General features: G+C 37.5%; 15 protein-coding genes and 3 pseudogenes. 13 read left to right on the forward strand and 5 right to left on the reverse strand.

The window, feature by feature from the left end; all coding sequences use genetic code 11:
- Positions 1-133: 133 nt before the first annotated feature.
- Positions 134-807 (reverse strand): annotated as a pseudogene (locus tag C4E06_RS14535) (DevA family ABC transporter ATP-binding protein).
- 877 nt (positions 808-1,684) lie between these two features.
- On the opposite strand from C4E06_RS14535, the gene C4E06_RS14545 reads away from it, so the two are divergent.
- The 3 genes from C4E06_RS14545 (at position 1,685) to devC (ending at position 5,416) form a co-directional block, all read left to right on the forward strand.
- Positions 1,685-2,647: a UbiA family prenyltransferase gene (locus C4E06_RS14545; protein WP_107668721.1), complete on the forward strand. Its 963-nt coding sequence runs from the start codon at positions 1,685-1,687 to the stop codon at positions 2,645-2,647.
- 396 nt (positions 2,648-3,043) lie between these two features.
- The gene (locus C4E06_RS14550; protein ID WP_107668722.1) at positions 3,044-4,216 is read left to right on the forward strand and encodes an ABC exporter membrane fusion protein; all 1,173 of its coding nucleotides are present in this window, start codon (positions 3,044-3,046) and stop codon (positions 4,214-4,216) included.
- A gap of 36 nt (positions 4,217-4,252) precedes the next feature.
- Positions 4,253-5,416: an ABC transporter permease DevC gene (gene devC, locus C4E06_RS14555; protein WP_107668723.1), complete on the forward strand. Its 1,164-nt coding sequence runs from the start codon at positions 4,253-4,255 to the stop codon at positions 5,414-5,416.
- 382 nt (positions 5,417-5,798) lie between these two features.
- Here devC and C4E06_RS14560 read toward each other — a convergent pair whose 3' ends face one another.
- The 3 genes and pseudogenes from C4E06_RS14560 to C4E06_RS14570 form a co-directional block, all read right to left on the reverse strand.
- Entirely contained in the window at positions 5,799-6,629 is an 831-nt protein-coding gene (locus C4E06_RS14560; RefSeq protein WP_107668724.1) for a PEP-CTERM sorting domain-containing protein, read from the reverse strand.
- 277 nt (positions 6,630-6,906) lie between these two features.
- Entirely contained in the window at positions 6,907-7,200 is a 294-nt protein-coding gene (locus C4E06_RS14565; RefSeq protein ID WP_107668725.1) for a YggT family protein, read from the reverse strand.
- Between the two features lie 79 nt (positions 7,201-7,279).
- Positions 7,280-7,862: pseudogene (locus C4E06_RS14570) on the reverse strand (Npun_F5749 family FMN-dependent PPOX-type flavoprotein).
- A 290-nt stretch (positions 7,863-8,152) separates the two neighbouring features.
- Here C4E06_RS14570 and C4E06_RS14575 point away from each other — a divergent pair.
- From C4E06_RS14575 to C4E06_RS14585, 3 genes are all read left to right on the forward strand, one after another.
- Positions 8,153-8,569, forward strand: a complete 417-nt coding sequence (locus C4E06_RS14575) for a hypothetical protein (protein WP_198648697.1) — start codon at positions 8,153-8,155, stop codon at positions 8,567-8,569.
- Positions 8,570-8,866: 297 nt separating this feature from the next.
- Positions 8,867-10,207 (forward strand): TldD/PmbA family protein, encoded by a 1,341-nt coding sequence (locus C4E06_RS14580; RefSeq protein ID WP_107668726.1) that lies wholly within the window; start codon positions 8,867-8,869, stop codon positions 10,205-10,207.
- An 82-nt stretch (positions 10,208-10,289) separates the two neighbouring features.
- Positions 10,290-10,607: a 2Fe-2S iron-sulfur cluster-binding protein gene (locus C4E06_RS14585; protein WP_107668727.1), complete on the forward strand. Its 318-nt coding sequence runs from the start codon at positions 10,290-10,292 to the stop codon at positions 10,605-10,607.
- A gap of 53 nt (positions 10,608-10,660) precedes the next feature.
- Here the strand turns inward: C4E06_RS14585 and C4E06_RS14590 are convergent, their stop codons facing one another.
- A complete protein-coding gene (locus C4E06_RS14590) occupies positions 10,661-12,958 on the reverse strand; it encodes an NACHT domain-containing NTPase (protein WP_107668728.1) in 2,298 nt (765 codons plus the stop codon).
- Positions 12,959-13,543: 585 nt separating this feature from the next.
- On the opposite strand from C4E06_RS14590, the gene C4E06_RS14595 reads away from it, so the two are divergent.
- The 7 genes and pseudogenes from C4E06_RS14595 to C4E06_RS14625 form a co-directional block, all read left to right on the forward strand.
- Positions 13,544-16,273, forward strand: a complete 2,730-nt coding sequence (locus C4E06_RS14595; protein WP_107668729.1) for a response regulator — start codon at positions 13,544-13,546, stop codon at positions 16,271-16,273.
- 2 nt (positions 16,274-16,275) lie between these two features.
- Positions 16,276-17,199 (forward strand): response regulator, encoded by a 924-nt coding sequence (locus C4E06_RS14600; RefSeq protein ID WP_107668730.1) that lies wholly within the window; start codon positions 16,276-16,278, stop codon positions 17,197-17,199.
- 255 nt (positions 17,200-17,454) lie between these two features.
- The gene (locus tag C4E06_RS27965) at positions 17,455-17,640 is read left to right on the forward strand and encodes a hypothetical protein (RefSeq protein ID WP_107668731.1); all 186 of its coding nucleotides are present in this window, start codon (positions 17,455-17,457) and stop codon (positions 17,638-17,640) included.
- 139 nt (positions 17,641-17,779) lie between these two features.
- A pseudogene (locus tag C4E06_RS14610) lies at positions 17,780-18,531 on the forward strand (HEAT repeat domain-containing protein).
- Positions 18,531-19,142, forward strand: a complete 612-nt coding sequence (locus C4E06_RS14615; RefSeq protein WP_107668732.1) for a flavin prenyltransferase UbiX — start codon at positions 18,531-18,533, stop codon at positions 19,140-19,142. The pseudogene C4E06_RS14610 and the gene C4E06_RS14615 overlap by 1 nt, the downstream one beginning before the upstream one ends.
- Positions 19,143-19,183: 41 nt before the next feature.
- Positions 19,184-21,643, forward strand: coding sequence for a pentapeptide repeat-containing protein (locus tag C4E06_RS14620; RefSeq protein ID WP_107668733.1), 2,460 nt, complete (start codon positions 19,184-19,186; stop codon positions 21,641-21,643).
- Between the two features lie 84 nt (positions 21,644-21,727).
- The coding region (locus tag C4E06_RS14625; RefSeq protein ID WP_107668734.1) for a YdiU family protein at positions 21,728-22,900 on the forward strand (1,173 nt) is incomplete at its 3' end.

The following is a 22,900-nucleotide window of genomic DNA, read 5'->3' on the forward strand; positions in this document are numbered from 1 at the left end:
GGGTGCGTCAATTAGAACATCAGGCTCTAGCACAACTGCGGAGACGACGGGGTAACGTAAAAGAGTTTTAGCAGCTAGTTAAAATAAAATTATTAAGGATAAGCGAAATTTAACAGCTTATCCTTTTTTTGTTTTAATTCTTCAAATATCCATCTTCCATGTGAATAATACGATCAGCTATATCCAAGATACGGTTATCATGGGTAACGAGAAAGAATGGTGCATCCTTGTTCTTTGGTGAGCTTTTCCATAATATCACCACATCTCGTCCTGTTTACTATCTAAAGCGGCAGTGGGTTCATCAGCCAAAACTAATTTCGGATGACTAACTAAAGCGCGGGCAATAGCAACTCTTTGTTTTTGTCCCCCCGAAAGTTGATCAGGATAATAATTAATTCTTTCTCCTAATCCCACCATTTTTAACATTTCTTCCGATTTAGCGATCGCTTCTTGATGGCTAATATTATCGTGAAGTTCAAGGGACATTTGTACATTTTGTCTTGCTGTCAGAAATGGCAAGAGATTATGTGCCTGAAAAATATAACCCATGAAGCGACGCACCTTAACCAATTTACGTTCTGTCGCCCCTTTCAGTTCATAATTAACGGTTCGTAAACTTCCGTCTTGAACTGAACGCAAAGCCCCAATTAAAGATAATAGGGTTGTTTTACCTGAACCCGATGGTCCTGTCATAATGATAATTTCACCAGGATTAATTTCTAAATTAATATTAAATAAAACTTGTTTTTTTAATTTATTTTTACCAAAAAAATGATTAAGATTTTTAATAGAAATGACGGGTTTCATTGGGGTTTCATGGTGTAAATAATGAAATGAATTCGTCAATGAGTCTGTTGAGTCACTCCTTGACTGCCTTTAAAATGCGATTGGTTCTTAACGTTACTATTTTACCATCAACATTCGTCTTGGGATTAGTCCTTAAAACTCTTTAATTAGGTGCTTTTAAGGAAATATCTTTAGTAATCTCTTGTCATTGTTCCGTGAGATCAACTCACTTTTTACAGGATCTCAATGTATCCGAAGTGAATATTGCTGAAGGATATGGAACAGAAAAGCAACAGATAACGCCAGAACAGGCAATAGGTAAAGGTTCTAGTTTTATTAACGCAACTTTATATAATGTTCTTTATTTACTTAACTTCTGCTCTAACGTACATATAAATTGGTTTGTTTATCTTCTTCACGTACGGATATGAAATTTGACCATTGTTAGGAGCTTTAACAAAAGTTTACAGTTGCTCGAATTATTAGCTAATTCTGCCTTTAAGGACTTCATGGCTGCTCATTAAGCCGTTTTTTCTCTCATCAATGATAGGGATTGTGAAGGTTTTTTAAAGATAAAAGTACCAGGGAAATTACTAGAAAAATTGTTAAGTAAAAGAAAAAATAAATCAATTTTCAGTGTTTTTCTCCTAGTCAGAATGGAGTTAATTCACAAACAATATAAATTAAGACACTTATCATAGTTCTCATACTTCTAAGGTAAACAGGTTATTGCTCTGAGTTAGGAGTGATCAAAATATACCTCATCAGTTCGAGAAAATCTATCTATAGGTCAGTCTTGACAAGTTGTTTACAGTCTTCAATTACCCTTGCATCTAGGGTCTAACAGAGTGAAACTTAAAACTTTGAAGATACATATAGTCCAATCGAGGAATAGATCATGTTTTTACAAGACCAATTACATGAAGTTAATATTTTTACTAATACGGAGCAAACTGAACAAAATCCTAAAATTAAGCTTCTTTGGAACTTTCCTCGTCATTTATTCCAAGCAGTTCAATATGAAGCCTTGATTATTTGGAGTTTTATTAAACGAGATATCTCGGTTATTTTATCTCCCATTATCTTTACCGCAGCAGCTTGGAATAGTGAAGCGTTCTCAGTACCTCAGTTGCTAATATTTCTAGGACGTGCCATTCTTGTGTTTGGATTATTCCTTTTAGTGTTTTGCATTTCTAATCAATTAGTTGGTATTGAAGAAGACAAAATTAACAAGCCAGATCGCCCTCTAGTAACTGGATTGATATCACCTAAACAAGCATGGGTACATTGGATTGTTGGAATGTTTGTATTGTCTGCTTTGGGATGGTATTTTGGCGTTCTCCCATGGATGATTTCCCTCCAAATCGCTATTATCCTATATGACTTCGGAAATTGGGGAAAACACTGGTTAGGGAGAAATGTATTGTTGGTTGTTATTGCCTATAGCTCATTAGTCGCTGCTTGGACAATGGTGAGTCCTCTTGATCAGACAGCTTGCCAATGGATTTTAACCTTATCTATTTCTTTCGGTTTATTGATTAATATTCAAGAACTGAGGGATCTAGCTGGCGACAAGAGTGTTGGCCGTAGAACTTTGCCCATTGTGATTGGGGAAACTACCACTAGAATTAGTCTCTGTATTGGCTTTTTCCTCTTTATGCCTATTGTTCATTGTTACTTACTTATGCCTCATGGATTATCTTTTGTTAGCTTAACTTGCGACTTAGCCCAAGCTGTTATGTCTTGTCTTATTATCAGTCGATTGCTACTGAATCGCTCACCTGAAGACGATGAAATGAGTTATCAACTGACAAGCTATTTATACCTTCTACTAATTGTTGGTGCAGTGACTATTATTTAGAGCCAATCTAGAACTAGCCAGTAATGATAAACCAGGTTTATATTTAAATCCGTAGGTTTGAAAATCAGCCAAAATGCTTATTTAACGAGGTTTTTGCTTTTCTAGGGACTGAAACAGACACTCCAGTTCTTAAAATAAACACGATTTAGATCAATTTGGCTTTTGACTAGATTTTTACACTTTTGACTAGATTTTTACACTTTCAAGTTACTCTTGTGTTCATCATCTTCTGGAAACCAGGAGATTTAGAAATTCAGTATAAGGACTTTAGAGTCAAGGGGTGAATCATGTTTTTACAAGACCAATTATACACCGAGCAAAGTTTGACTAATGCTGAATAACATCTTTGTGATCGAGAAAATATTTATCTTTGGTGAATGAATAAGAGGGTTAAACATGAAATCACATCTATTTATCGGATTGTTAATGGGTAGCATCTCCACCTTAGGTGCCTTAACAATGACCAACACGGAATTGAAGTTTGATTTTCCCTATTCTCGTGTCCAAAATCAGGCGATCGCTGTTACTGCTCCCACTCTTAACTCAGTTGTGGCTTTAGGACGTATCGAACCCAAAGGAGAATTGGTCAATATATCAGCCCCTACCTCTTTCGAGGGTTCAAGACTTAGGTTGGCTCAACTCCTAGTGAATCAAGGGGAAAAAATAAAAAAAGGGCAAAAAATTGCTATTTTAGACAATTATCAACGTCTACATAGTGCTTTATTACAAGCTCAACAAAATGTACAAGTTGCCCAAGCAAGACTGCAACAAGTAAAAGCAGGGGCTTCTCAAGGGGAAATTGAGGCTCAAAAGGCAGTGATTGATCGAATTCAAGTAGAATCGATTGAAGCTGATGGAGTTTTCCAAGCCACAATTGCCCGTTTACAAGCTCAACTGCGTAATGCTCAAGCAGACTATGAGCGTTATGAGCATTTGTACAATGAAGGGGCTTTGTCTGCCTCAGATTTGGATAGTCGTAAACTCGCTGTTGAAACCGCCCAAGCACAATTGGATCAAGCCCTTGCTAATCGAGTTGGCATGAATGATAAACTCGAAGAACAACGGCAAGAAGCTATGGCGACTCTTCAGCGTATTCAAGAAGTTCGTCCTGTTGATATCCAGGTAGCCCAGGCAGAAGTTGATATGGCTTTAGCTGCGGTTCGCAAAGCTGAATCTAACTTAAATGCAGCGATTGTGTATTCTCCCCAAGATGGACAGGTAATGGATATTTATACCCGCCCCGGAGAAGTAATTGATGAACAAGGGATTATAGAAGTGGGTCAAACCGAGCAAATGCTCGCCATTGCTGAAGTTTATGAAACTGATGTCAGTCGAGTTCAATTAGGAGACGAAGCAATTATTACCAGTCCTAGTTTCTCTGGAGAGTTGAAAGGAACGGTAAGCCAAATTGATCTCAAAATAAATAAACAGGATATTCTTGATACCGATCCCCTTGCCGATGAAGATGCTAGAATAGTCGAAGTACATATTGCTTTAACGCCTCAGGATAGTCAAAAGGTATCAGGTCTAACCAACTTGCGCATAAAAGTTACAATTCCTACTTCCTAATACTCGCTCTCGAATAGTATATTCGTGACTCACTCGATGTCTCTTAAAACACCTTTAGCGTGGTTACAATTAGTACATGAAAAGCCCCGATTTTTAGCTGCTTTAGCTGGTATTGCTTTTGCAGATTTATTGATGTTTATGCAATTGGGCTTTCAATTGTCTATTTATTATAGTCAGTCAGAAATACACCGACGACTTAAAGGAGATATTGTCTTAATTAGTGCTAAGACCGTATCTCTACAGTCGATGAAAAGCTTTTCTTGGCGTCGTCTCTATCAAGCCAATAGTCTTGAACAAGTTGCGTCTGTTAAACCCTTATACTTGGCTACGCTACCTGACTGGAAAGACCCGGAAACAGGACGTAGTAGAATTATGTTAACCATAGGATTTGACCCAGAACAACCTGTTTTAGATGTACCAGAAGTTAATCAATATTTACAGGCATTAAAAGCCCCTGATGTTTTTCTTTTTGATCGCGTTTCTAGGGGAGATTTCGTCGAAAAAGTTGCAGCCAAAATAGAGAGAGAAAAGTCAGTCACGACTGAAGCAGGAGGACGTAGAATTAACTTAATCGGTTTATTTACTTTGGGGGCTATGCCAGTTGCAGATGGCAATTTAATTACAAGTGATTTAAATTTTGTTCGTTTATTCAGAGGCCGCAAACTGAGTGAAATCGATGTCGGTGTTATTAGTTTAAAGCCCAATTCAGATGTACAACAGGTTATTAGCCAATTAAAAACCATACTTCCAAAGGATGTTAGGGTTCTTAGCAAAGAAGAATATATAGAATTTGAAAAAAGTTATATTGTTAATAGTACCGATATTGGTCAAATTTTTAATATTGGTATCATTATGGGAGCCATTATTGGTTCAGTTATTGTCTATCAAGTTTTCTACTCCCAAATCAGTGAAAATTTACCTGAGTATGCCACACTTAAAGCCATAGGCTATCAAGATTCTGTTTTATTAGGCGTTATCTTTCGCCAAGCCCTTTATCTAACTGTTCTCGGTTATATTCCAGGATATATTCTTGCTCTCGTTTTTTATGATCTCACCAGTAATATTATTAAGGTGACCATTTTTATGACTTTGCCTTCTGCTATTTTGGTGTTTGGTTTAAGTTTTGTCATTTGCAGTGTCTCAGCCTTTATTTCAGCCCGTAAATTAAGACTAGCTGACCCAGCCGATATCTTTTCTTAGGTTATACTGACATCTTGCACCAGTACATAAAAACTCAACAATGTAAGCATTCAGTATTCAGCGTTCAGCAGTTCCGAGAGCGAAGTTTCGGCTAAGCGCACCTAGGCTGATGGCTGACAAACTAGATAATTTTATCGAAGGTGCAAGATATGAGTTATAGAAGAAAAAAGGTGTAGACCCTGATGGTCTACACCTTTTTAATTATCAATTTTTAAATTCTTTATGTTACAAGTGTACAGAGATGGTTAGGATAAATAAGCGAAAGATAAGGCGTTAACTCTCTCAGTGAGATGGGCCGAACCACTCAGCCCAATAGTCCATTACTTTGCAGAAAAGGGGAACAACAAAAATATCCTAACCTAAATACATAATGATATGGGGATTAAGCCTTATTACCTTTGCGTTTACGTAATAATCCAAAGATTCCAAGAGCAGCCAAACCAGTGACGGTTCCAGGTTCGGGTACTGATTCTAAAATCTCTTGTGCGCCGTCAAGATTAGACGAAATAGCACCCGCGGGTAGAGACAGTGGGGGAGCACCATTTAAGACAGCCAAAGTATCAGGATTGATTGCAGTTACCCCATTGAATAAGGAAAAGGTCACAGGGGTGATGTCAAACTCGTCAGTTGGACTATAAAGAAATCCGTCAAAAGCTACAGTTACGTTAAAACCACCGCCACCGTCTTGGGGAATAGTGGTTCGAGTAAAGGATGTAGCGTAAAAAGCGGCATCATCTGTATCAAAACCGTCCTCATCGAGATCATAGAGGATGACATTAATACCAGTAGCACTAGCTCCTGTACCGTCCGTAACCATTGTAAGTGGAAGTCCTGCAATATCTCCAGCTAAGAAATCATATGTCTCGCCACTTACGATGGTGCCTGGATTCGGTCCGCCAATAGCGCCACCAGGAAGATAAATATCAAAAGATAGGCCTTCTTTGCCTAGAAAATCAGCAAATCCGTCGCCATCAATAAAGTTAATGTTAAAAGTTCCTCCATTATCAACTAAGTCCGTAAAACTTCCTCCAAAACCGAGGGGAACAAAGTCAGTAGCGTTAGGAGCAAAATCCACCGCGTTGTTAAGTAATTGAATCCCATTGGGGTAGACGAAGTTTTGAGTTCCTGCTCCGAGTTGAGCTGCAGAAGCTAAACCAGGGACAGCTAATGCCAAAGGTAATGGTAATAATAGTTTTGCAATTTGTTTGATCATGTGGTTTTTACCTAAAATAAAACACGATTGGTTATGTTATAACACGAATACTTGAATTGTGAACACTAATTGGATAAAGAAATTTGAAAGATTATTAAGCTTGGAATGGCAAACAGATGGCTCTATCTCTATGGTCCAATGTTAATGTAGTTTACTAAACTATAGGTTAAGAATTGGTCAAGGTCAGATCCGAACATAAAGCAGGAGTCTTATTGCTACTTTTATATATATACCAGTAGAGAATTGGCACTGTCTCTCCTAAGGTTGTTGACTCTGATTAATAGCTATTTAAAGCCATCGTAACCAGTCCTTGTTGACCCACTAAAATTTCTCTGAGTAAGCTACAAATACCAACCCATATGATAGGACTAATATCAACCCCACCCAGAGGAGGAATAACCCGACGCACAGGAATTAATAAAGGTTCAGTGGGTAAAGCAATTAGTTTCCAAGGAAGACGGTTTAATTCGACTTGAGGATACCAAGTCAAGACAATACGAAAGATAAATAAGAAGGTCATTAATCCTAAAAACAATCCTAAACCCCAGTTGGCTATATTGACTAAATCCATTATTTTAAACCTACTCTAAACGGTTCATATCAATATTATTTTAACCGATATGTTACATTTTGTTAATTTTAATTGTCAATCAAGGATTAACAGCTTGTCTTATCCAGTTTTTGTCGTTATCTAAGGAATAAAAGTCTCTTTGATGGGGATGTCCTCTTAGTTCTAGGTGATCAACCTTTTCAGGATTAAATAAAAGGAGAATAAAACTAGATAGAGGTTGATGATTGGATGGGATATCTTGACAAAAATCTTGCTGATTTTCAGTTAAATGTTTACCTGGATAAGGCCAAGTAAACTGTTGTCTAGCTGAGTCAGACAGATTTTGCCAAACGGTTAATCTTGACCTTTGATTATGATGGGTTTCATCAATTATGGTTAAATTGCCACTAATGCGAAATTGCTCTCTCGTTTTGGGGGAAATACCAACAAATTTCACTCAGAGAATTATGGTGAATATGATGAATTTTTTCACTGCGACTGTCGGTTATAATTTGTAATTGATTACTATTATCTAAAAACCCTCTAAATACTACAGTCCGATTAGTGGGTTGTCCCTGACGGTTAATGGTCGCTAGTTGAAAATAACGCGCATTAGGTAGACTTCGATTCCGATGAAGGGCGCGAGATAAAATAGGTCGCCAAGGTGCTAAAACTTCAGTCATTAGTTATCAGTGAACTGTTAATTTTGTCGTAAACTAAGATCAGTATTATTTTAACAAAATGAGGATGATATGATGAATAATGAGTTATTTTCTTTCGCCCTTGGTGTGGTAGTCTTAATTGCCTATTTGATTTTCTCTGCTAAAACAGAAATGGGGACTAACTTATTTAAGAAAAAAAAGAAGTAATGATAAGAAATCCCTACCCATTAAGGGAGCATAACCGAACCTAAAAAATAAGGCATCAATGTTATGCTGACAGTAAAAGGAAAGAATAATATAAGGAGTTAATTATGAGTCACAGTTATCGTCATTATCGCCAAGTACAAATTATTAATAATACTCAGGACTCTTCTCCTCAAATTGATGGCTTTGAAGAGATAGTATGTGATGGAAAACGACAAGTTTATTATTGGAATAAGCCAACGGATAGACCAAGATGGGATGATTCAGATTTTATTCTTTCCTCTTTGCTCGATGCAGATAGCAATGGGTTAGACAGTGAGAGATTTTCTTCTCGAGTTCGTTATCTTAATCCTCACGAGGTTGTTATTAGGGATTTAACCTATCCTCAAACCAAAATAAAACAGCAAAATTCAAAATTCTCTCAACTCAAAAAATCGATTCAAAAAAGGGTAAACAATTTCAAAAAAAATAGTAAAGCGTTTACCTTTAGCCTTCAAAGCGGCTTGGAGAGAGTTAACCAGTGATTATTAAAATGAGTGGGGTGGGCCTTGCTCACCTTACTGTTGTTATATGTTACACTTTAGGCTTAAACCACGAATACAAATTATTTCTAATTAGGATATGATTTCTCATACTTTCTTGGATTGGATGGCGGTTTTGATTTATATTGGATTTACTAGCTTAATTATTTGGGTTATTTGTTTTAAGAAATAGCATAAGATTGTCATCAAAGTTTCTTTAGATTGAAAAAAAGAACTAGATAGTATAAAATAGACCAAGGAAATAAGTCAAAATATTATTTGAAACTCTGATAGATAGTAATGTTCAACATAGAAACCATCGCTAATTATGCCCAAAGCAGCGCAGAAAAACTCGGCATTAATAAATATGATATTTATGGTTCTTCTATTGACGAAACCAGTGTAGAAGTTAATCACGGAGAACCCAAACAAGTCCAAGCATCAAATCGTTCTAGTGTCATTGTTCGGGTGTGGAATGACAAGGGAATTGTGGGGGTAACAACCACTACCGATTTGGACGAATTGGGCATCAAACTAGCCCTAGAAACAGCACAAGAAGCCAGCCGATTTGGTAATACCGAAAATCCCCCAAACTTTAGCCCTGAAGCCAAAGCAACCATAGAGAATACTGCCGATGAAATTGTAGAACCGGCTCCCGTTCCTACCTTAATAGATACCTTAATTCAAGCAGAAAAAACCCTCTTAGAGGCCCATCCTGCTATTCAAGGGGTTCCCTATAATGGATTATCTCAAGAAGACATTGCAAGATTTTATCTCAACAGCGAAGGTTCTCTACGTCAAGAAGCTCGGTCCTATTCAGTTATCTATCTTTATAGTCGCACAGAAGAAGAAGGAAAAAAACCCAGAGGTGCTAGTGCCATGAAAATTAGTCGGGGACTAGATACGTTAGACGTGGATGGCTGTTTAAAAGAAGTGACAGAAAAGACAATTAGTCACATTAACTATCGCACTATTCCTTCAGGAAAATACACCGTTGTTTTTTCGCCGAAAGCCTTTTTAAGTTTAATTAGTGCCTTTTCTAATCTATTTAATGCTCAAAATATTCTAGATAAGCAAAGTCTTTCTAACCTAGACTCTGTCGGAAAAGAAGTGGCTTCTTCCTTGCTTTGTTTATGTGATGATGCTCTCCATCCTGATAATATTGGGAGAGAAACCTTTGATGGAGAAGGAACTCCGACCCGTCGCGTCGAATTAATCAAAGATGGAGTCTTAACGGGATTATTGCATAGTGCAGGAACCGCTAAACGGATGAATGCTCAACCGACAGGAAACGCTAACATTGGCGCAAAAGTCACCGTCGGTTCCCATTTTTATCATGTTTTTTCTAACTCGCAAGCTGACCCCCAATACAACCTAGATGAGGCAGAAAATGTCATTTTAATCGACAAGTTACAAGCCCTTCATGCAGGGGTTAATACCCTACAAGGGTCTTTTTCTTTACCCTTTGATGGATGGTTAGTAAACAAGGGAGAATTAACCAGTATTGATGCTGCTACGGTTGCAGGAGACTATCTAACCCTATTGAAATCAATTATCTGTGTTGAGTCAGAAGCAGAGGTCACCCCTGGGGGTGTCTGTCCGAGAGTGTGGGTCAGTGATTTATCCGTCACAGGAGAATAAGATTCTCCGACCTGCCGTAGCCAAGAGTCACCCCATAAAGATACATTAGATCAAGGAAAGCTTATCAGGTATTACAGCAAATATGTCCAATACGTATACTGTTGAAATTAATCATCAAGGAACAACCCAAACCATTGAAGTTCCTGAAGATAAAACGGTGTTGGCTGCAGCCAAAGAAGCGGGTCTTGATTTACCTTTGTCTTGTGAAGCTGGAGTGTGTACCACCTGTGCAGGAAAACTGTTAGAAGGAGAAGTTGAACAAGGAGATGGCATGGGGTTAAGCCCTGAGTTACAAGCAGAAGGGTATGCGTTGTTATGTGTGTCCTATCCTCGTTCTAACCTAAAAGTTGAAACCGAAAAAGAAGAAGAGGTGTATAGTCGGCAGTTTCCACAGCCTTAGCTAATATTTTTCTTTTGATTGGTAGGGGTTTAATAAAGTTAAGCCCCTTCTTTTTATATCGTCTTCGGTAATAATAAACTTGATTCTATTTCCGTTTTTACTTTGGGACTAATATTGCCATCTCCTTTTAGACATTTAACTAAAAAAACATTACCATCGTAAAAACAGTTCCATAAGTCTTTTTCTTGTTGATTTAATTCCCAATCATAGCAAATTTTACGGTGTCTCATCAAGAAAATGCGAAAATTATCGACCCATTTTTTACCTTGGATTTTCCACCAATTTAAGATATAGTCTTTTCCTTGTTCTGCATCAGGAAGTTGAGATTTTAACTGGCTGAAATCTTCTAAAATAGCACCAGTAAGTTGAAATTTCTGTTCTATTTCTAAACTTAAACATAAACTAAGAAAATTTTTAATATTAGGATTTTTGACTAATTGTAAACTATCAATAAATGCTCGAACTAAAGTCGAATCAAGTTTGATTTCTTTACTTAATTTATTTTGATAGGCAAATTGAGGTTCTAGGGACAAGGCTAAATTAAAATCTCGATGATTAAATAAAGTAAAATAAAAAGCTCTAACTGCTGATTTTTTGTAGGATAAATTCATAAATTCAACTTTCTCATCAAGCAATTTCAAGTAATTTTGTAACTTAATATTTTCTTTAGGAAAATTATCAATAGCGTCCTTAATTTTTAACAACAAAACATCAGCTTTTGGTAACATACTGATGGTCAATAAAATAACTTCTCTCCAACTATCATCACCTATTTTTGTGGCTAACTCAGTTAACTTATGCTCTAAACTTTGATAACCACTCGCTATAATATGTCGAGCGGTGAAATACTCTTGGAAAGTCAGATGAGAAAAAGAATAAATATCTTTAGCTCTTTCTACTAAGACACCATGTTGTATTTCAATGGATTTTAAAACCGCTTCGCTGGTTAACCAGAGGGTTTCTGTATCTGCTGTAAAATCACAACAATGGCATAAATAATCTTCAATAATTTCTTGAATTTCGCGACTTTCAAAAAAATAACGACCTTGAGAAAAAGTTACCGCAGCAATTTTAGATAATAACTTTCGTTTATCAAGTAAAGATAAATCATGATAAAAATCATCTCGTTCAATTCCCCTAGACTTATCCCAACGTTGCAATAAAATATCTAATCCAGCTTCGTACAGTTTGGGACGTTGGCGGGGAAAACTGACCCGTTCTTTAAACACTGAACACAAGAGATTTAGTAAAATTGGTGTAACGGCTAATTCTCGAATAGATTCATTTTCAGGACTATTTAACTGCTCTAAAAATTGCTGTGCTTTTTTCTTTCCTTCTGCCTTATTTTGGCTCGTTGCTATAAACCATTTTTCCACAAACTCTTTAATTGTGTTATCTTCTAAATCAGCGATTTCTACATAGGTAAAACCTCGGAAATGAAATTGCTGTGCTGAGTTTCTAGAGGTGATAATTAAGGAGTTTTTATAAAATTCTTGGGAAAACGTTTGAATATTTTTGCACAACATTTCCCTAGATTGCAGAGGAACTTCGTCCAAGGCATCTAACAGTAAAAGAAATTTTCCTTCTTCTAGTAATTTTTTGATCTGTCGATGGGATAAACCGTGATTCTTACCATAACTCATTAAATAGGTTTGGAAATCAATCAGTTCTTCGTCCCCTTGTTCCCATTCTGTTCTTAATTGAATAAAACAAGGAATCAAATCTTGTCGATATTTTCCTTGAGTACACTGTAAAGCAAGATGTTGTAGAAAGGTGGTTTTTCCTGCCCCTGGTTTCCCTAAAATGACTAATTTATCCTTTTGCCTTAGCAGAGTTGAGTCGAGCACAGCGTTAGAAGAGGGGCGACAAAGCCGGAAACTCTCAACACTCGCCAAGGAATTTTCCAAGTCCGACACCTCTAACCAACGTTGATAACTAGGTTCAAGGTAGAAACTGGTTCGGGTGTAAATTTTTTCTAAGGGCGGTTGAGTTAATTCAAAAGAAGACTGTAGCGCATTACATTGAGTGAGGATGGTTTCTTGAATATGAGAACGCATCACTGATACTAATTCTGACACCTCTAAACTGTAGGTGTTGCCCTGAGAATTAAAGACGGGAACCAAGCTATCAGGAAGATTAGCGATATTTTCCCAGTCTAGATTTAACTTAAAACAAATTTCTTTAAAAATTTGCCTAGAAACGGGACGACCTGATAAAAATTTCCAAATACTTTGGCGACTGGATAACCCGACTTCTCCTGCTAAATATTCTTGAGTCCAACCTTTAGATGCTAAGACTTTTTTGGCCGCCTCTATTCCTTCTGAAGTGGCTGATAATGATCGGTTGCTCATGCTATTGGTTGAAAAAGTAACAATAATAGTGTAAAACTATCCCACAAACCATAAAAAGATTAGATTTCCGTGCTTGCATCGTGTTATCGATAGTTGTTCTGTATTTTACCTAATAAAAACTACCGAGTGGGTGATCACTATCACCAAAAAGGATGATCATAATAGTATCATTGGTGAGATTTCAGACATAGCACTTTTGTTCAAGACGAGAGATGCTAGAAAAAAGTTCTGTATTCAATCTGAGTTGGCAAGAGAAAATTGTATCTTATTGTTAAATAAATAATTAAGAATTAATTCTGGTTAGTTCAATAACTTATGTTCAATTCTTAAATCCAAAAATCTCTATTTCAAAAGTTATAGTCAACTAAATTTCTTAAGTCAAACCAATATTGATTGTAACCGAATGATTCTTATATATTAAATGTTGTAAAGCAATCTGTAACAAATTCTGATACAATTAGCCAAGTATGAAGTTTTACAAAAACCTCTTGACTATCGATACAAACAAATGATTGTTACCCTAACTGTTTTTTTAAAACCAAAATCTTATCAAAAAGATGATTAATATTCAGATTGACTAAGTTTATGACTCTGAGCAACCTCACACCCAATAAAATCACCGTTAGATATTTAGGACTGACCAGTCTTGGTTTACTTTTGGCTCAGTTGTTATTTGGGGTGATTCAAGTTCGTTGGCGATATTATCAACGGGTGGAAAACTTGACCACTAGAATAGAAGACTTAAGCAAGGAAATTCGGACGATTTCCCAAGATTCTAAACTAGGACTCGATGATGCTACCCTAGAACGACTGATGAGACAATCAAGTGTAGGAAATGACCTCATCTATAGCATTGTGATCAATGATAAAGGGCAAGGGGTTACCAGCTTTTTTAATCAGGAAAATTTCTCAGATTCGATGACCTTTTCTGGGTTACAACAAGGGAACGTAGAAGCACAACTGCAAAAATTCTTAGAACAGCCTCAAATTAGAGAAATACGTCAACCCATTATAGAAGGGGGACAATCCCTAGGGGAAGTTCGTTTAGCTTATACTTTACAACCCACACAAGAAAGTAATATTAAGTCAGCCGGGAAAATTTTAATCGCCTCATTAATTGTCAGTGGTGTTTTAATCCTAATCATGTTCGTCATGTTTAGGCGAGAAGTACAGTTGCCTCTCGGAAAATTAGTCAATAAGACTCAATCTTTATTACCCGAAGATAAACAGCCCAATTTAACCCAACGAGACGAACTCCATCAATTAGAAATATTGATTACGACTTTAGGTCAGTATTTCCAAGAGCTTGAAGACTTACAGACAGAAATGGCTCAACAGAAAGCGTCAGAACAAGCTTTAGAAGAGCTTAATCGAGCCAAAAGCGAGTTTTTAGCCATGATTGGCCATGAAATTCGTACCCCTTTAAATGCCGTGACAGGAATGACGGGGTTATTATTAGATACTCAGTTAAGTGATCAACAAAAAGAATTTGTCAGTATTATCCGTAATAGCGGAGAAAACCTACTGACCATGATCAATAATATTCTCGATTTCTCCAAAATTGAAGCCCACAAATTAGAATTAGAAGAACAACCTTTTGAGTTAGGTCCTTGTATCGAAGAAGTGTTACGGTTATTTGTCTCCCAAGCCTCACAAAAGAACTTGGAACTCGCTTATTTGGTCGAATCTAACACACCCAGTGCGATTATAGGAGACAGTACCCGATTAAAACAAATTCTGGCCAACTTAATTGGTAACGCCGTTAAATTTACCGAACAAGGAGAAGTGGTTATTTATGTGAATGCGACACCGATAAAAACCACAGAAGACAAACCAGAAAACCCTAGGTATGAACTCCGTTTTGCTGTCAAAGATACGGGAATTGGCATTCCCTCAGATCGCTGTAATCGGCTCTTTCAACCCTTTAGTCAAGTGGATGCTTCGACTACCCGAAAATATGGAGGAACCGGTCTAGGATTAGCCATTAGCAAAGGACTAAGCGAACTGATGGGGGGGAGTATGTGGGTTCATAGTACAGAAGGCAAAGGTTCAACCTTTAACTTTACCATTCAGACCATAGCAGCCCCTAGTTCTTCGCCTGCCACCTCTCAAGAAGGAGAACGGGAATTAATGGGTAAGCGAATGTTAATTATTGATGATAACCTGACCAATCAAAAGATTTTGACCAACCAAGCACAATCTTGGGGAATGTTTACCTGTGCTGTGGAGTCAGGGGAAAAAGCCCTAGAATGGCTACGACGGGGAATTACCTTTGACGTGGCTATTTTAGATATGAATATGCCCAATATGGATGGGATCGATTTAGCTCGTCAAATTCGTCAACAACCTAACTGCAAGAGTTTACCTCTAGTCATGCTCAGTTCCATTACCAGAGCAGAAATGGCCGCTCAACACAGCAAAGAGGACTTTGCAGCCGTTTTAATTAAACCCGTGCAACAGTCTCAACTTTACTATAGTTTAATGCAGATTTTTGCAGGAAACCCGATCAAAATAACCAAATCCCAATCAGAACAGGCTTCAGAACCATCATTACTCGCCCAGAGTCTTCCTTTGCGGATTTTAGTGGCTGAAGATGTGGTCGTCAATCAAGAAGTCATTCATTTATTGTTAGAAAAACTGGGTTATTGGGCAGATATGGTGAGTAATGGGCAAGAAGCATTAGAAGCCGTAAAAACTCGCTCCTACGATGTGATTTTAATGGATGTAAGAATGCCTGAAATGGATGGTTTAACTGCGACTCATCACATTTGCCAAACCATGGCCCCTGAAGAACGTCCTCGAATTATTGCCATGACCGCAGAATCAACCCCAGGCGATCGCGAAAAATGTTTATTGGCAGGAATGGATGATTATATTGCCAAACCCATCCGCATCGAAGAATTAAAACAAGCACTGCGTCGCTGTCAACCTTGTTCAGACGCTCCAGCGATTGACGGGAAAATTTTAAACGAATTACGGAAAATGGCACGACAACGAACCAATGATATTATTATGGGATATCTCGAAGATGCTCCCCTCCGTCTCAATGCAATGAAAGAAGCCATAGCGGTTAGAGATACGGAAAAACTACGCCAGGCAGCCCATGCCCTGCGATCGCCGAGTGGCAATTTAGGAGCCACGACTCTCTGTCAATTATGTGAGGAAATCGAAACAATTGCTCGTCAGGGAACTCTAAAAGGGACAGAAAACAAAATACTGAGACTGAAAATGGAGTATGATCGGGTGTGCCATGCTTTACAAAAAGAACTTAATAATCATCCCCCGATGAATAATCAGTTATCACCCCACCCGTAATTGTGAATAACCCAACTTTTAAACAAGAAGATTGCTTAGTCCTAATTGTTGACGATGACCGTATCATGAGAAGTCTCTTAAAGATAGCTATGGAAGAAGAAGGCTATCAAGTCATCGAAGCGAAAAACGGTCAGCAATGTCTCGAAGCATACAGTCGTTATCAACCGGATCTGGTTTTGTTAGACGCAATTATGCCAGAGATGGACGGATTTACCTGTTGTCAAACACTCCGTTCTCTCAAGGGTAATATTTATCTTCCCATTTTGATGATTACTGCTCTTGACGATCAAGATTCCATTGATCAAGCATTTTTGGCAGGAGCAACAGACTACATTACGAAACCCATTTTTTGGTCGGTTTTATCAAAACGAGTCAATCATCTCCTGTTGACTTCCCAAGTTTTGAGAGAGTCCACTGCTTTAGAAGCAAAATGTACTAAACAGCAGCAATGGCACCATCTAGAAACTAAAATAACCCGTCACTGGCAAGAAGGTTTGCCCCTTAAATCTATTTTTCAAGAGGGTTTAGAGCAACTACAAACTCTTGTGAAGGCAGAACGGGTTGGGATTCATCGTAGGGACGGAAAACTGATAGCGGAGGCCATCGCCCCCGGTTATCCTTCGGTAAAAACCCTAGAATGGGAAAAAATCACCTTAATGACAGAGTACCAATGGACCTACGTCCAGGGAGAAACAGTTAGACTCGATTTTTCTCAAGACCTTGACTTATGCTCAGAAGCGATCGCTTATTTTGAAAAAGTAGCCCTGAAACACCTGACGTTGATGCCTCTTTTAATCCAAGGAAACCTATGGGGTGTTTTATGGATTCATCATTGTCGCTCTAGCTATCAATGGGAACCTTGGGAGGATGAGTGTTTGAGCCATTTAAGCAATCTCTTAGCATTTAGTTCTAAAGTGATCGATTAATCAAGAAAAATTCACAACTCCGTTACATTAGTTACATCAAAATTACCGAGGGTACCCTAAACTCAAATTAAGACATAAAGTCAATTATCACCCTCCGATTGCTTATTGCAACCGCCCACCCTTCAGTGGCGGTTTTTTATTGTTAAATCTGATAAATCAGACTTGTCCATCTCTTAAAAAAATCAGTACAATAGAAAAGAGAAATTTTATTCAGTTTCTCTCTATCCTTTAACAGTAAATTAAACTTATCATTTTATGGAATCTAGTAGCCCGTCAGGGAAGGTTTCTGAACCTCCGGCCCATAGATGGACTCACCTTATGGGAATAGTGATCGCTATGCTGACACTAACACTGCCCATATCAGCCATTGCCTATTACTCTTCAAATCAGGCAGTTCCCTCTTCTGCGACTCGTAGTTATCTAGATAACCCCAGAGAATGATCTAAATAAAAAAATATCATAGCTTTAGCTTATAAATATAAGGCCATTCTAGGCAATGCCTCTTGTTTCGTCGGGAACCGAATAAGACAAGAGACAAGAAACCTGCTTAAATAGTTAAGAATAGGCTATTCTAACAACTATGCAAAGTGAAGAAGACCTCAGCGTAATTGAGAGTGTAGATCAATTTGATGACCCTTTGGATCGCCTAGAATCGACGGATACCAACGATCCGATGGCCGATCCTGAAGAAATGTTGCCAAAATTGAGTGATGAGGACCCATCACAACGAATGCTGGCAGCCAGGGCCTTTTGTGAACTACAAGACTCTAGAGCGATCGCCCCATTAATTAAACTATTAGAGGATATTTGCCCCCTCGTTAGGGTGAGTGCAGCCTATGCTTTGGGGAGAAATACCAGTCCTGAAGCGGTGACAGCTTTAATTGACCTATTGGGCGAGACTGGAACGGATACGTTCGTAAAGGCATTGTCTGGGCTTTGGGGAATGGTAGCGATCGCGCCAGTGTTCAACCGTTAATTCATGCCCTAAGAACGGATATTTCTGCCGTCCGTCTTTGGGCTGCCAGTAGCTTGGCACAAATTGCTAAACTAGACTATGACAATGCGATCGCTGCGATGGCTCCTCTGATTGAAGGCTTAAGACGAGACTCAGTGGCCGCAGTTAGAGGAAACTGTGCTTGGGCGATCGGGCAATTATGTCGTGAACTCCCCTCAAACGTGGTTTATGCCACGGCCATTGACGCTTTAATCGAAGCATTGGTAGAGGATGAAGACTACAGTGTTAAAGAAGATGCCAAAACGGCTTTATTGAGAGTAGGCGATCCCAGAGGAATGCAAATGATCGAGGATCTTGAACTAGAAGGACTGATTTAGTGACCCAACCATTAATTTTAGGCATCAGTGGAGCATCGGGCTTAATTTATAGCGTTCGTGCCTTAAAGTTTCTCTTAGAAGCTGATTATGACATTGACGTAGTGGCTTCAAGAGCGACTTATATGGTGTGGCAAGCCGAACAAAAAGTAAAAATGCCGGCTGAACCCGATTTACAAGAGGAATTTTGGCGAGAACAGGCAGGAGTCCCCGTAAAGGGAAAATTGCGCTGTCATCGCTGGGGCGATGTGGGGGCTACCATTGCGAGTGGTTCTTTTCGCACGTTGGGTATGGTGATTATGCCCTGTAGCATGAGTACCGTGGCTAAATTAGCCAATGGGTTAAGTTCTGACCTCTTAGAAAGGGCTGCTGATGTCCAAATTAAAGAAGGTCGTCCCTTGGTGGTGGTTCCCCGTGAAACGCCCTTTAGTTTAATTCATCTACGCAACTTAACGACCTTAGCAGAAGCAGGAGTAAGAATTGTTCCTGCTATTCCTGCTTGGTATCATCAACCCCAAACTATAGAAGATTTAGTGGATTTTGTGGTAGCTCGTACTTTAGATCAATTAAATATTGACTGTATTCCTATCACTCGTTGGCAAGGAGGAACTTAGGTTAGTTATCATTCAGGGGTTCATTGATAATTGTTAATACAATGTTTATCAGCACTGAATCTTTTAAAGATAGGGGAAAAAAGGGAGAAATAATAGTATGGAATAAAATCAAACAGCTTTTTGAGCAGAGAAAATGTCTGATTTATTGGCGTTATCCTATTTTTGGAATCAAGGGAAAAAATCGTAAAGAAGCTGATATTTTAATCGCCGATTTTAACTTAGGATTAATTATTATTGAAGTTAAATCTTTACTGATTGAGCAAATTGTTAGTATTGAAGGGCATCATTGGCATTATCGAAACTTTTACACTCTGTCAGGTCGTCCTTACCAACAAGCAGAAAGTCAATTATTTTCCTTATTAGAATATTTGAAACAAGAACCCAGTTTATGCAATCAAATTACAGCAAAAGTGTTAATTGCTTTACCTTTTATTACTTCAGAACAATGGGAATTAAAAGGATTTAATAAACTGGCCAGTAACCCTCCTATTTTGTTTCACGATCATTTACTTTCATTAACAGCCATTGATAAAATTATTCAGACAACATCACCTATTATTACAGGAAAAAATATTAATGACTATCAATGGAATTTACTATTAAATATTTTATCAGGCACTCCTATATTACGTCGAAAGTCTCATGCAGTTTTAAGTCAAGATAATACGAAAGGAAAAATATTACAAACACTAAGAAATCATTTTTATCAATTTGATCTGCAACAGGAAAAAATTGCGAAACAAATACCTTTAGGATTTCAAAGAATACGAGGAATTGCAGGCTCAGGAAAAACAGTATTACTCTGTCAAAAAGCAGCCATAATGCACCTAAAATATCCTCAATGGAAAATTGCTGTTATCTTTTTTTCTCGTAGTCTTTATCAAGAAATTATACAACAAATTGATCAATGGATTAGATATTTTACCCATCAACAACAAACCTATGATAAAAATAATCAACAATTACAAGTCTTTCATGGTTGGGGTTCTAGGGAACAATTAGGATTTTATCGCTTTTTATGTCAAGTGACAGGAGTGGTTCCTTTAGGGGTTAATCAAACCACATTTCAAGAACCATCAGAAGCATTAGGAGAAGTGTGTTTTAATCTTTTAAATCAAACAGCTATTCCTCAAATTTTTGATGCTATTTTAATTGATGAAGCGCAAGATTTCATGGTTAAAAATTGGCTTTATCAAGAAAAACAGCCTTTTTATTGGTTAGTATATCAATCATTGCGTACTGTTGATGCTGTCAATAATCAACAAAAAAGATTGATCTGGACTTATGATGAATTACAAAGTTTAGGTAATTTAGAAGTTCCTCAGCCTAGTGAAATGTTTGGGGAAGATTTCGGTAATATTGTGACAGGAAAATACAAGAATGGGATTAATAAAACAGAGATTATGTGCCGATGTTATCGTACTCCTCACCAAATTATTATAGCGGCTCATGCTCTAGGTATGGGATGGTTACGTTCTCAAGGTATGTTAACAGGAATTAGAGATAAAAAAGACTGGAAAAATTTAGGATATGATATTGAAGGAGAGTTAAAAGAAGGGGAAATGATAACAATTACAAGACCTTTTCAAAATTCACCTAATCCGTTACCTAACCTTTGGAAAGAGCCATTAATTATATTTAATAAATACTTGTCAAGGCAACAAGAAATTAGTGCTTTATTTCAGAACATTTATCATAATTTACGTCACGATGGATTACGACCTAGTCAAGAAATTTTAGTTTTAGTTTTGGGTAATTATTTTGAAGCATTTAGGTTACAACAAACTGTTGCTAATTTTTTGATTAGACAAGGAATTGATAGTTATCTTCCAGGAAGTAAAAAGTGTAATCATTTAAGCCAAGAAAATAATAATTCTAACCAATTTTGGTATGAAGGGGCTGTAACTATTGCTCGGATTCATCGTGCCAAAGGACAAGAAGCGGATATGGTTTATATTGTAGGATTAGATCACATTGCTAAAGTAGAAAATGACTTATTATTTCGTAATCAATTATTTGTGGCGATGACGCGATCGCGAGGATGGTTAACTATCAGTGGAATTGGCAATTATTCTCTGTATCAAGAGTTAGAAAATGTCCTCAAACAAAAAGATAAGTTTACCTTAAAGTACACTCATCCTAAACAAAGAGAAATAAGGGTGACAGAAGCAGCAGAATTATTACAACGCTATCAACTAGGAGAGAGAAATTTTCAACAAGCGGAACTCTCTAATATGAACTTACAACAACTTAACTTAGAAAATATTAATTTAATCGGTGCTAATTTATCTGGGGCAAATTTACAATATAGTAACCTTAATGGGGCTAAATTAATCGCAGCTAATTTTAAAAATGCTAATTTAACAGGGGTAAGTTTAGTCAAAGCCAAATTAATCGGCGCTGATTTAACGAACACCAATTTAACGGATGCAGATTTAACTAACGCAGACTTAACCAATGTTATTCTCAATAATACCCAGGGAATTATGAAATATAACTGATAAAATTAGAAGATAAATCAAGATAAAGGTAAAATTAAAAAGGTGATAACGAATCACTGATAACTGATCACTGTAAGTAATTCTATGACTTTAAACGGAGATAATCCTTTTCTTAATCTTAATTACGAACCTGCTTTAGAAAATTTAGGAGAAGACTACTATGATCAAGTCTCGGCTGCAGAATTTCCACAACATATTTTAAGGTTTCGTAACGATGATTTATTACCCAAACTAGGGTTATCATCCGAGAAGGTAGATGACGAGGATTTTATCGAAGCGTTTGGCAAATTTCAAGGGGTTAGACCCTTTCTTGCCTTACGATATCATGGTTATCAATTTGGAGAATATAACCCCTTTTTAGGAGACGGTAGAGGGTTCCTCTATGGACAAGTTAGAGGAGAAGACGGAGAATTATATGATTTTGGGACAAAAGGGTCAGGACAAACCCCTTATTCGCGGGGGGGTGACGGTAGATTAACCTTAAAAGGAGGAGTCAGGGAAGTTTTAGCAGCCGAAACCTTACACAGAATGGGTGTGAAAACCTCTCGATGTTTAAGTTTAGTTGAAACGGGGGAAGGGTTATGGCGAGGAGATGAACCGTCCCCCACTCGTTCGTCTGTTATGATTCGTATGAGTCGTTCTCACATTCGCTTTGGAACGTTTGAGCGTTTATACTATATCAAACGACCTGATTTGATTAAAAAATTATTAGATTTTGTCATTGATATTTATTATCCAGAAATTGACTTAGATAATCCAGATAGTTACGGTTTATTCTATCAAGAATTAGTCAAACGTCACGCGCAATTAACGGCACAGTGGATGGCAGCAGGATTTTGTCATGGGGTATTGAATACAGATAATATGTCCATTACAGGGGAAAGTTTTGACTACGGCCCTTATGGTTTTATTCCCACCTATGACCCTAGTTTTACGGCTGCTTATTTTGATTATGCGAAGCGTTATTGTTATAAAAATCAGCCTTTAATTGTTCGGGTTAATTTGGAGATGTTACAGTTACCATTAATGACCATTATTTCTCCTAAAAGTTTAGAAACTGGTTTAAATAATTTTGATGATTACTATCAAAGTGCATATAGTCAAGAAATGTTGAAAAAGTTGGGGTTATATGGGTTAGTTGAAGATGGTAATGAATTAGTTAATGTAACTGTGGATGCTTTGAAAAAGAGTCAATTTCCTTATCATCAATTATTTATTGAAATAATGACTCAAATTAATCAGGGTTGGTGGAAAGAT

The sequence above is a fragment of the Cyanothece sp. BG0011 genome (genome assembly GCF_003013815.1).
In the GTDB taxonomy this organism is placed as follows: domain Bacteria; phylum Cyanobacteriota; class Cyanobacteriia; order Cyanobacteriales; family Microcystaceae; genus Crocosphaera.

Coding starts and splice junctions, on each gene's coding strand:
- C4E06_RS14545 (WP_107668721.1), top strand. CDS start 1,685: ATGTTTTTACAAGACCAATTACATGAAGTTAATATTTTTACTAATACG.
- C4E06_RS14550 (WP_107668722.1), top strand. CDS start 3,044: ATGAAATCACATCTATTTATCGGATTGTTAATGGGTAGCATCTCCACC.
- devC (WP_107668723.1), top strand. CDS start 4,253: ATGTCTCTTAAAACACCTTTAGCGTGGTTACAATTAGTACATGAAAAG.
- C4E06_RS14560 (WP_107668724.1), bottom strand. CDS start 6,629: ATGATCAAACAAATTGCAAAACTATTATTACCATTACCTTTGGCATTA.
- C4E06_RS14565 (WP_107668725.1), bottom strand. CDS start 7,200: ATGGATTTAGTCAATATAGCCAACTGGGGTTTAGGATTGTTTTTAGGA.
- C4E06_RS14575 (WP_198648697.1), top strand. CDS start 8,153: ATGAGTCACAGTTATCGTCATTATCGCCAAGTACAAATTATTAATAAT.
- C4E06_RS14580 (WP_107668726.1), top strand. CDS start 8,867: ATGTTCAACATAGAAACCATCGCTAATTATGCCCAAAGCAGCGCAGAA.
- C4E06_RS14585 (WP_107668727.1), top strand. CDS start 10,290: ATGTCCAATACGTATACTGTTGAAATTAATCATCAAGGAACAACCCAA.
- C4E06_RS14590 (WP_107668728.1), bottom strand. CDS start 12,958: ATGAGCAACCGATCATTATCAGCCACTTCAGAAGGAATAGAGGCGGCC.
- C4E06_RS14595 (WP_107668729.1), top strand. CDS start 13,544: ATGACTCTGAGCAACCTCACACCCAATAAAATCACCGTTAGATATTTA.
- C4E06_RS27965 (WP_107668731.1), top strand. CDS start 17,455: ATGGAATCTAGTAGCCCGTCAGGGAAGGTTTCTGAACCTCCGGCCCAT.
- C4E06_RS14620 (WP_107668733.1), top strand. CDS start 19,184: ATGTTTATCAGCACTGAATCTTTTAAAGATAGGGGAAAAAAGGGAGAA.